Source organism: Shewanella sp. AS16 (assembly GCF_021412365.1).
GTDB lineage: Bacteria > Pseudomonadota > Gammaproteobacteria > Enterobacterales > Shewanellaceae > Shewanella > Shewanella salipaludis.
Genome location: NZ_JAKCLK010000131.1, coordinates 1 through 322 on the forward strand (window position 1 = coordinate 1; position 322 = coordinate 322).

The window sequence follows — 322 nt, forward strand, 5'->3', positions numbered from 1 at the left end:
CAGTTCATCACGGTAGGCATCCGTCGCCGTTGGTTGGTAGAGGGTATTTGGATCGAGCAATTCATCCAGCAATAATGGATAACGCGCTAGCTGGCTGGCAATCATCGGCGATGCAGCACACAGAGAAATCAAATGCTTAAGCGCCGCAGGGAATTCACTAAGCAGCTCAAGATAAGTGGTGCGAGTAACAATCCCCACCAGCAAGGCGGTAATGCGCGACAGCGTGACAGCAGCGTCTTCACGCGCACAGACATCACTTAGCAGATGTGGCATCAGATGGTCGAGCACCTGACGTCCTCGCGGCCCGATAGTGCGCTTATCC

The 322-nt window shown here is 54.0% G+C and carries 1 pseudogene; it reads right to left on the reverse strand.

The window, feature by feature from the left end:
- Positions 1 to 288: pseudogene (locus LZP73_RS19660) on the reverse strand (bifunctional [glutamate--ammonia ligase]-adenylyl-L-tyrosine phosphorylase/[glutamate--ammonia-ligase] adenylyltransferase); the annotation flags it as partial.
- Between the last annotated feature and the right edge of the window lie 34 nt (positions 289 to 322).